The 9,094-nt window shown below is 30.1% G+C and carries 5 protein-coding genes; 4 read left to right on the forward strand and 1 reads right to left on the reverse strand.

The genetic code is table 11. The features are described 5' to 3' along the window. The first annotated feature begins 519 nt into the window (after positions 1-519). The 4 genes from Q0929_RS00815 (at position 520) to Q0929_RS00830 (ending at position 7,558) form a co-directional block, all read left to right on the forward strand. Entirely contained in the window at positions 520-1,071 is a 552-nt protein-coding gene (locus Q0929_RS00815) for a YqhA family protein (RefSeq protein ID WP_299237691.1), read from the forward strand. Between the two features lie 3 nt (positions 1,072-1,074). After that, positions 1,075-1,422, forward strand: a complete 348-nt coding sequence (locus Q0929_RS00820) for a heavy metal-associated domain-containing protein (protein ID WP_299237692.1) — start codon at positions 1,075-1,077, stop codon at positions 1,420-1,422. A 68-nt stretch (positions 1,423-1,490) separates the two neighbouring features. Continuing rightward, positions 1,491-3,359: a copper-translocating P-type ATPase gene (locus tag Q0929_RS00825; protein WP_299237693.1), complete on the forward strand. Its 1,869-nt coding sequence runs from the start codon at positions 1,491-1,493 to the stop codon at positions 3,357-3,359. A 368-nt stretch (positions 3,360-3,727) separates the two neighbouring features. Beyond that, positions 3,728-7,558 carry an AAA domain-containing protein gene (locus Q0929_RS00830; protein ID WP_299237694.1) on the forward strand — a complete coding sequence of 1,277 codons (3,831 nt, stop codon included), beginning with the start codon at positions 3,728-3,730 and terminating at the stop codon, positions 7,556-7,558. Positions 7,559-7,839: 281 nt separating this feature from the next. Here Q0929_RS00830 and Q0929_RS00835 read toward each other — a convergent pair whose 3' ends face one another. Next, positions 7,840-8,997, reverse strand: a complete 1,158-nt coding sequence (locus tag Q0929_RS00835) for an EAL domain-containing protein (RefSeq protein ID WP_299237695.1) — start codon at positions 8,995-8,997, stop codon at positions 7,840-7,842. Positions 8,998-9,094 lie beyond the last annotated feature (97 nt).

A 9,094-nucleotide genomic window follows, 5' to 3' on the forward strand; every position in this document is an offset into this window, starting at 1 on the left:
ATTCTGAGTTGTTTGAATTCATAATATCACAAAAGTATGCAATAGGTGATTTCTTAAACTATGATAAGGTTTTTCTGTGTTATACCATCATATATTTTGCAACATCTTTTTATTAAATTCTTATATCTGTTCGTATACCTTTTGTCTCAAATAAAATTGCATCTACTGATTTCTCTAAAAATCTTTTACATCTTTTGCTACAAATACACAAACTTTTTACCATTTACATATTAATGTTTAGTGTCTGTTTGTACCAATTTTCCTGATTTTGTCGGTTTTTGTCTTTATATATCTTTCAGAGTTTATCTATTAAAACCTTTATTTTTCTTTTGCAAGCTTAGGATGTTTTTCTATAACTTCTTTATCCCCGATTTTTCATAACTTTAAACTCTCGTATAATATGTCCATGCTTCTTTTAGATTGTACAGGATTTAGAGCATCTCTCGTTAAATGAAATTTATTAGTTTCATTATGATAAAATAAAAAAACAAAAATAATTCTATCTAAAAGAGGACGAGAATGGAAAAGTTTTTTGGTTTGATTGAACAGATATTTGAAAGGATACTGTGGGAATCAAGATTGATGGTAATTCTTGCAGTAGTTGCATCAGTGCTTGCTGCTTTGACTTTGACTATAGTAGGAACATATGATATCTATCTTGTTTTTAGTGAAATGTTTCATGCTTTTTCAGACCCTCAAGCCTATGAAAACTTTCATAAAGATGCTATTACCCATATTATAAGTGCAATTGATGCTTATTTAATATCAACAGTGCTTTTAATATTTGGTATTGGACTTTATGAATTGTTTATTAGTAAAATAGATTATGCGGAAAAAGAGACAAAGTCTTCTAAAATTCTTGTTATTCACTCTCTTGACCAATTAAAAGATAAGCTTGCTAAAGTTATAGTTATGGTTTTAATTGTTACATTTTTTAAACACGCTGTTAGTTTTAAGTATGAAGAAGCTTTAAACTTGCTTTATCTTTCAATAGGAATACTTTTAATAGCATTGGCTATTTACTTTTTAGCAAAATCTCATCATGGAAAAGAACATAGCTCAGAGGAGTAAGAGATGAAAGATTTTACGATGCTTAGTATATCATTAGCTTTAATTGGTGGTATTAGCTGGTTCTTTTTTGGGAAAAAGTCTAACCAGGAAAAAAATGAAAGTTTATCCGGCGAGCTAGAAACTATACAGCTTAACATCTCAGGAATGCATTGTGCAGGCTGTGCAGCTGCAGTAGAAGCAACGTTAAAAATGATGGATGGAGTTAAAGAAGCTTCTGTAAACTTTGCCACTTCAAAAGGTATTTTTACATTCGACCCAACTAAAATAACCAAACAGCAAATAGTAGATAAAATAAAAGAACTTGGATACGATGCTTCCTTTGATTTAGAAAATTTCGAAAAAAAAAGTTAGAGGAGCTAAATAATCTAAGACATAGGCTAATAGTTTCTATTTCTCTCTTTTCTCTTCTTGTTTTATCAATGTTTATAAAATTTCCCTACAATGAATACTTTCAGTTTATCATTGCATCAATAATTCAGTTTTATGGTGGTTATGAGTTTTATAAATCTTCATTTATGTCTTTAAAAAATAGACTTGCAGATATGAATCTGCTTGTTTCTCTTGGAACTTTTTCAGCTTATTTATATTCTGTATCAGTCTTACTTTTTCCTTCTTTTTTTCCGGAAAACATGAGACATGTATATTTTGAAGGCTCATCTGCTATCATTACATTTGTTTTACTTGGTAGATACTTAGAACAAAAGTCAAAATTAAAAGCAACAGACTTTATGAAAAATCTACTATCTTTAAAGCCAACTTATGCAACCATCATAGTTGATGGGAAAGAGTATCAAGTAAAGGCAGAAAATATCGTTAAAGGCGATATTGTAATTGTTAGACCTGGTGACAAAATACCTGTTGATGGAATTATTATAGAAGGTCAGACAGAGATTGAACAGTCATTTTTAACAGGGGAGTCTAACCTTGTATATAAAAAGGAAGGTGATGAAGTTTTAGGTGGAAGTATAAATAAAGTTGGTGTAATCAAGATAAAAGCAACAAAAAACGCAAAAGATAGTGTTTTAAATCAGATTATAAACCTTCTTCTTGAGGCACAATCAAAAAAGCCAAAAATTGGTCAGCTGGCAGATAGAATATCTCAAGTTTTTGTGCCGTCTGTTTTAATCTTTGCTATTATAGTGTTTAATATTTGGTACTATCTTGGATATCCGCTAAATTTTGCCTTTACAGCAGCGTTAACTGTTCTTGTGATAGCTTGTCCTTGTGCTTTGGGACTTGCTACTCCGATTGCAATAGTTAATATCGTTGGCAGAGCTGCAAAAGAAGGAATTTTAATCAAAAATCCCGAATTAATTGAAAATCTAAAAGAGATAGGTATTGTAATTTTTGACAAAACAGGGACTTTAACAGAAGGTAAATTTCAAGTTGTAAATACATTATACAAAGGAAGTAAAGAAGAGTTAGAAATGATTTTATCTTTGGAGAAAGATATTAACCATCCTATCTCTCAATCCATCGTAAATTTTATGAAAGAAAACGGCTTTAATTTTGTTAACATCTCTCAAAAACAGATTTTAGAAGGTAGAGGAATAATTGGTATTTTTGAAAACAAAAAGTTGTACATTGGAAATAAAAAGCTTTTTGAAGAGATTGGTATAAACATATCAGATGAATTTTTAGAATTTTTAAAGAAAAATGAAGAAAACGGCTACACTGTAATCTTTGGTACTGTTGATGATAAAGTTGTGCTGGCTTTGGCTGTTTCAGATAGTATAAAAAAAGAAGCTTTAGAAGTTGTAAAGTGGTTTAAAAATAAAGGTGTAAAAACTGTTCTTCTAACAGGGGATAACGAAAAGGTAGCAAAAAATGTAGCTAAAACTCTTGGCATAGATGAGGCTTATTGGCAGTTGACGCCAATAGATAAATATAAATTTATCAAAAACTTAAAATCAGATTATGAAAAAAGTATAGTTTTTGTAGGAGATGGAATAAATGATGCTCCCGCAATGGCTGAATGCGATGTTGGCATAGCAGTAGAATCAGCTTCTGATATTACAAAAGATGCAGGAGATATAATACTGCTAAATTCTAATCTTAAAGGTGTAATAAAGGCCGTGTTATTAGCAGAGAAAGGACTAAAAATAATAAAGCAAAATCTATTTTGGGCGTATGTATACAATTTGATTGGAATTCCTGTTGCTGCCGGCTTTTTATATCCAATCTTTGGAATCCTACTAAATCCAATGTATGCAGGCATGGCTATGGCGTTTAGCTCAATTACGGTAGTTTTAAATGCATTGAGACTTAGAAGGATTTCTTTAGAATGAGAATTATCATATAAGGGTTATTGGGAATGTTCTAAAATTTTTATAAGTTTACTTTTTTGTAATTCTAAGGACTTTAATCTGAAGGATCTACTCGTTTAAAAAAGTTAGAAAGTAAGTGAACAGTGAGAGGTAAAGGAAGGAGATTCTTTGCCGGCTGCAGAATGACCAATAAGACAACCGTTAACTTACATGTGTATGGGTAATTCATAAATTGCCCCACTCTTTTACTTTCTTTGTCACTATAGGAATTTTATCCTGAAGGAACTTGCTTTTAAATTTTATGAAAACTACTAATTTCTCACCCCACTGAGTTATAATAAGATAATCTTAGTTTAATTTAAGCACGGTTTTAAGGGAGGGAGGCTATTATGCAAGATTGTAAAGAAAAGGTAAAAAATATACTAAGCTACTATCTATTTTCAGAGATGTTTCAATTAGAACAAGAAGACTTTAAACCTGATTTTGAAGAAATAATTGACCCAGAATCTTTTAAGAACACCATAGTTGAATGTAGAGCACAGCTTAAAGATGAAAGAAAAATTGATGTTTTTAAGGTTTATATAGGGGTTTGTAGGGTTAAAAATCTTATAGAGTACCTTCAAAGCATTGGGCTTTTAAAAGAAGATGAAGAGTTAGAAAATTTTAATCTAAACTCCTATATAGCTCTTGGATATTTTTATATCACTAAAAACGGACATTTAATTTACTCTAATGAAAGAGCTATAAAGTATCTTCCTATTTTACCTATCATCAGGATATTTAAAAACACAAAAGACATATCAAAAGCTATAAAAGAGTATATAGAAAATCAAGAGGAAATAGAAAAACTAGATAACAAAGCGTTTTTAGATAGATGGAAAGTAGATAAAGACGAGCCAAATGTTTGTTATGTAATAGATAGTTCTTGGGTAGTACATGAAAAAACTCAGGTTAAAGATATTGAAAAACTAAAAAATCTTAAAAACTGTGTTTTATGTGCAACAGAACAAATTTTATCTGAATTAGATGGTTTAAAGAAAAATCCAAACCCTTACATATCTTCAAAAGCCAGAAAATTCCGTACTATCATAGATGAAATGGCAAAAGAAGCCCAGAAAAATCAAGATGGAAGATTAAGCGACGGTATGTGGTATCCGTCCAAAAATAAAAAGCAAATTTTTATAATAACACCTTCTTATGAAAACCTTAACGAGAGAGAATATGGTGTTGATAAACCAGAAGATGCATCTGTTATAAAAGCTACAGTTGATATGGCATCAAAGTATTTTCCAATAGTGCTTACTAACGATAGGACTATAAGATTAGGTATTCAAAAATATACCACCTGTTTTTGGAACAGTACATCCTTGGATAAAGATATAGGTGTTTCTGAGAGACGTATAGTAGATTCAAAATCTAGCAATAGTATAGATGTCTTAAAAGAAGAGGAAGAATTTTTTTTCAAACTTTTTGAAATAGAAGAAGAGTTCTTAGAAACATCAAGAAAGGCACTATCATCCTTTGGAAATCGTTACTTTAAAGGAACTACTATTGCAATAGAGTCCGTCTCAGAGTTTGGCGAAAATTCAGGTTATCAAAAGGCATTAGAAGATTTGCAAAATATATCTCTAAACCCTTTTTTTGAAAGTGTACAAGAACTTTTAGAAGAAGAGAAAACTTCAGAGCTTTTGAATACCTATCTTTGCGGTAAAGATATAGAATTTGACCTTTCTTCTGTAAAAAACGTTGTAGAGCTTCTTACAAAGCAAGATATACCATTAGCAAAATGGCTATCTCCTTATAATGCTTCTATGATGCAACAAATCGCTATAAATAAAGCGAATGAATTAAAAGACCAAGAGCTGATGGCTGTAAATGGACCACCAGGCACAGGAAAAACCACACTTTTAAAGGATATTATCGCAAATATAATAGTAAAAAGAGCTTTAAAGATAATAGATGTAGACTACAAAATCTTTGATAATAATGGAAAACTAATAGATGACCTAAAAGGTTTTGGCATAGTTGTAGCCTCTAACAATAACGCGGCAGTAGAAAATATATCTATAGAACTGCCAAAAATGGACGATGACGTTAAGAAATCGCTTATTGATATAAACGAAGGTAGTTTTAGATATTTTGAAGACCTTATAAGAAAGTACTTTGAAGAGATCTCTAAAAACCAAAAACAAAGCAAAACAAAAGATAATGAAGATGTAGATGAAGATTTAGGTATAGAAGATATAGAAGAAGCCAAGAAAAGCGAATACCTTGGATTACTGTCTATTCCCCTTGGTAATTCAACAAACAGAGATAGGGCAATTTCTCTCTTGAATGTTTTAAAAGCTGACATAGACCAAGAAGAAATTCCATCCGAGGAAGATATAAGACAAATAGGAGATAAAATTAAAAACCTAAAATCAAAGATTGAAGAACTTTCCAAAAAACACAAGAATTACTATGCTCATCTAACAGACATAGAAAATTTGCAAAAGGAAAAAGACCAAATAGAAACTGATATAAAAACTTTAGAAAATGAACTTTCTAATCTCACAAAAGAAAAAGAATCTGTAGATGCTGAAATATTAAAACTTGAAGAAAAGAAAAAAGAGACTATCAACTTACTTGACATGCATGAAAAATCAAGACCTTCTGAATTTGCTAATTTCTTATCCATATTTTTTAAAAGCTTAAAAACAAAAATAGAAAAGTGGGAAACGCAAAAACTAAATTTGATGAATGAAAGAACAATTCTAAATCAAAAATTAGATGAAAAAGAACAATATAAACAAAAACTTCAAAAGAAAATAAATGACATACAATCAAGCTTGTCTGAGAAAAAAGCTAAGAAGGACAACATAGACAAAGAATTTTCGGTTAAGCTAAATTTTATACAAGATATGGAATCCAACTACAAGGATATGCTGCTACCTAAGGATTTATACAAAAAGATCATATCAGGAAATCAATTAACGGAAGATGAAAAAAAGCGAATATACATGTTTACCCCATATAATTATAATGAGTTAAACAAACTTAGAATGCAGATATTTATTGAATCTTTAAAACTTCATAAACTTCTTATTGCAAGACATAAAGAAGATTTTAAAAAAATTCTAAACGTATTCACAGCATTTTTATCAATCCCTGATAAGTTTACCAACGATACATACTCTATGGAAGATTTATTTAATACATTTTTCTTTGTTATACCGGTTACGTCTACGACCTTTCATTCTTTTGAAACACTCTTTAAAAATATGAGAAAAGCAGGTATTGGCTATCTAATAGTTGATGAAGCAGGGCAAGCGGTACCGCAACAAGCTATCATGCCAATTTACAAATCAAACAGAGCTATCGTGGTTGGCGACCCTCTCCAAATAGAACCTGTTGTAAGCATAACATCAGACCTTGATAAATACCTTATTAAAAGTTTTAATATAGAAGACCCAGAAAGATATCAAACAACCTCTTCTTCTGTCCAAATACTTGCAGACCATGGGTCTTCCATAGGAGCTTTTTATGAAGAGTATAGAGTAGGCATCCCATTGAATATCCATAGAAGATGCAACAATCCAATGTTTGATATAGCCAACGAAATAGCATATAAAGGAAGAATGATAAAAGGACAAACTGATAAAGAAAGCGTCAAAAATTTGATTCCAGATTATATTAAAGGCAAACCTCAGTCTTTATGGATTCATGTAGACTGGGAAAAAAGTAAAAAAGAAAGGCAAGTAGTTTTAGATGAGATAAAAGCTTTAAGAAAAATATTAAGAGATATTGAAAGTAGGTTAAGTCAGCACGATATAGACATAGAAGAATTTATCAAGAGTAAAAACCTTTTTATAATTACCCCTTTTAAAGATATAAAAGAACATATTGAAAAAGAATTTAAGAAATCTTCCTCAAAACTTGAAAATGCCTTAGTAAATGAAAGCTTAGGAAAATTTATAGGTACAATACACACGTTCCAAGGAAAGGAAGCAAAAATAGTAATTATAGTATTAGGTGGTAAAGGAGAAAGATCTATGAACTGGGTGGCATCAAAACCTAATATGCTAAATGTAGCTCTCACAAGAGCAAAAGAATATTGTTTTATTATAGGAGATAGATCTATATGGAGTAATAAACCGTACTTTAAAGAGGCTGTAAAGTATATGAATTATATAGAAAGTAAGAAATTATGGGATTCAGACTCATCCAACACAAGTCATTAATGATGAATACATTATAGAAACCTACAAAGATGTATATGAGTAGAAGCAATTCATGAACTCTCCGTACAGTAAATAAATAAGTAAGAGGAGAGAAAATCAGGAAATTTTTCATACAACTTATTTATTGAGAGTGTTCCAAAATTATTGTAAATTTGTCTTTCTTTGTCATCCTGAGGCTGTAAGCCGAAGGATCTCCTCTTTTGATTTTTTGACTTGAGAAGAAAAACATGAGATTCTTTGCCGGCTGCAGAATGACAGTATGGATTTTTGTAACACACTTCTTATTTATTTGACTTTTTCAACTCCTCTTCAAGGGGTGATGGTTTGTGTAGATAAAATCCTTGTAAATATACTCTATCGTAAGGTATTTTAGTTTCCTCAGAGATTTCTTTTATTTTGTTTATGATTTCTTCATTATCTACAAATTCATAGACTAAATCCAGTTCAACTGCTTTAGCAAATTGAGATATAGTCGTTGCTATATTTTCATAAAGCTTTGATTCTACCAGTTTCTTAACTATTGAACCATCTATTTTTAATGCTCTAACAAAATCTTTTTCTTTTAAACTTCCTATAAGCTCAAAGTTATTATATCCAGCTCCAAAATCATCAATGACAAGATAAACTTTTGAGTCCTTAATGTAATCAAAAACTTCTCTATTTACAACGATAGCATATTCTGTAATCTCTATATCAAGCTCAACTTCATTTCTATTACATACATCTGCCAGCTGTTTTAAAGCATTAATGACTGTATTTGAATTTAAAGAATCTGGATATATGTTTACTGAGATTTTATTTGTAAGCTTCTTAACTTTATCTATATTTTCAGCAAGCTTTATAAACGTTACTTCATCTAATTTGTCCATCATTTTTTCTTTTTCTAACACTTTGATAAATTTGTAAGCAGGAATGTATTCATTATTTTTGTCTTTTACTCTTACTAAGATTTCAACATACTTTTTATTCAAGTTCAAGTCATAAATCCACTGGACAAATATATCTACATCTTTATTTAAAACTTTTTCAATTATCAATTTCTTAATTCTTAAATTTTCTCTGACAATTTTTAGCAACTCTTCAAAATCTTTGTGCAGATCCTTTACAACGATTAATTTAGAATCATCTTCTGATTCTATTAATAGCTCTTCTGTAATTACATTAATAGCTTCTTTTAATTCTTCAGCCTGGTAATCAACAAAAAATTCTGAATCTATCTTAATAACCGCAAAAACAGCTCCTTCTACAGATAAATATGTATTAGATATTTTTTGTGCCAAATTCTCTAACTCTTCCAATATTCTGCTTAGTAAATTTTGGAAATTCGGATCTTTTTTATCCATAAATAGTATTAACTCTTCATGATCGTATATCCATTCATAGAAAATATTATCTTTTAGGAATACTTTGGGTGAGAAATTCAAATATAAATAAAACATCTAAAAAAGCTCCTTGGTGGCAGTTAAAATTGTAATAGCAAAAATTCCACCAAGGAGGTAAAAATGCAAAACTCTAATCTTTATTTTACAATATTTC

Source organism: Sulfurihydrogenibium sp., from assembly GCF_028276765.1.
In the GTDB taxonomy this organism is placed as follows: domain Bacteria; phylum Aquificota; class Aquificia; order Aquificales; family Hydrogenothermaceae; genus Sulfurihydrogenibium.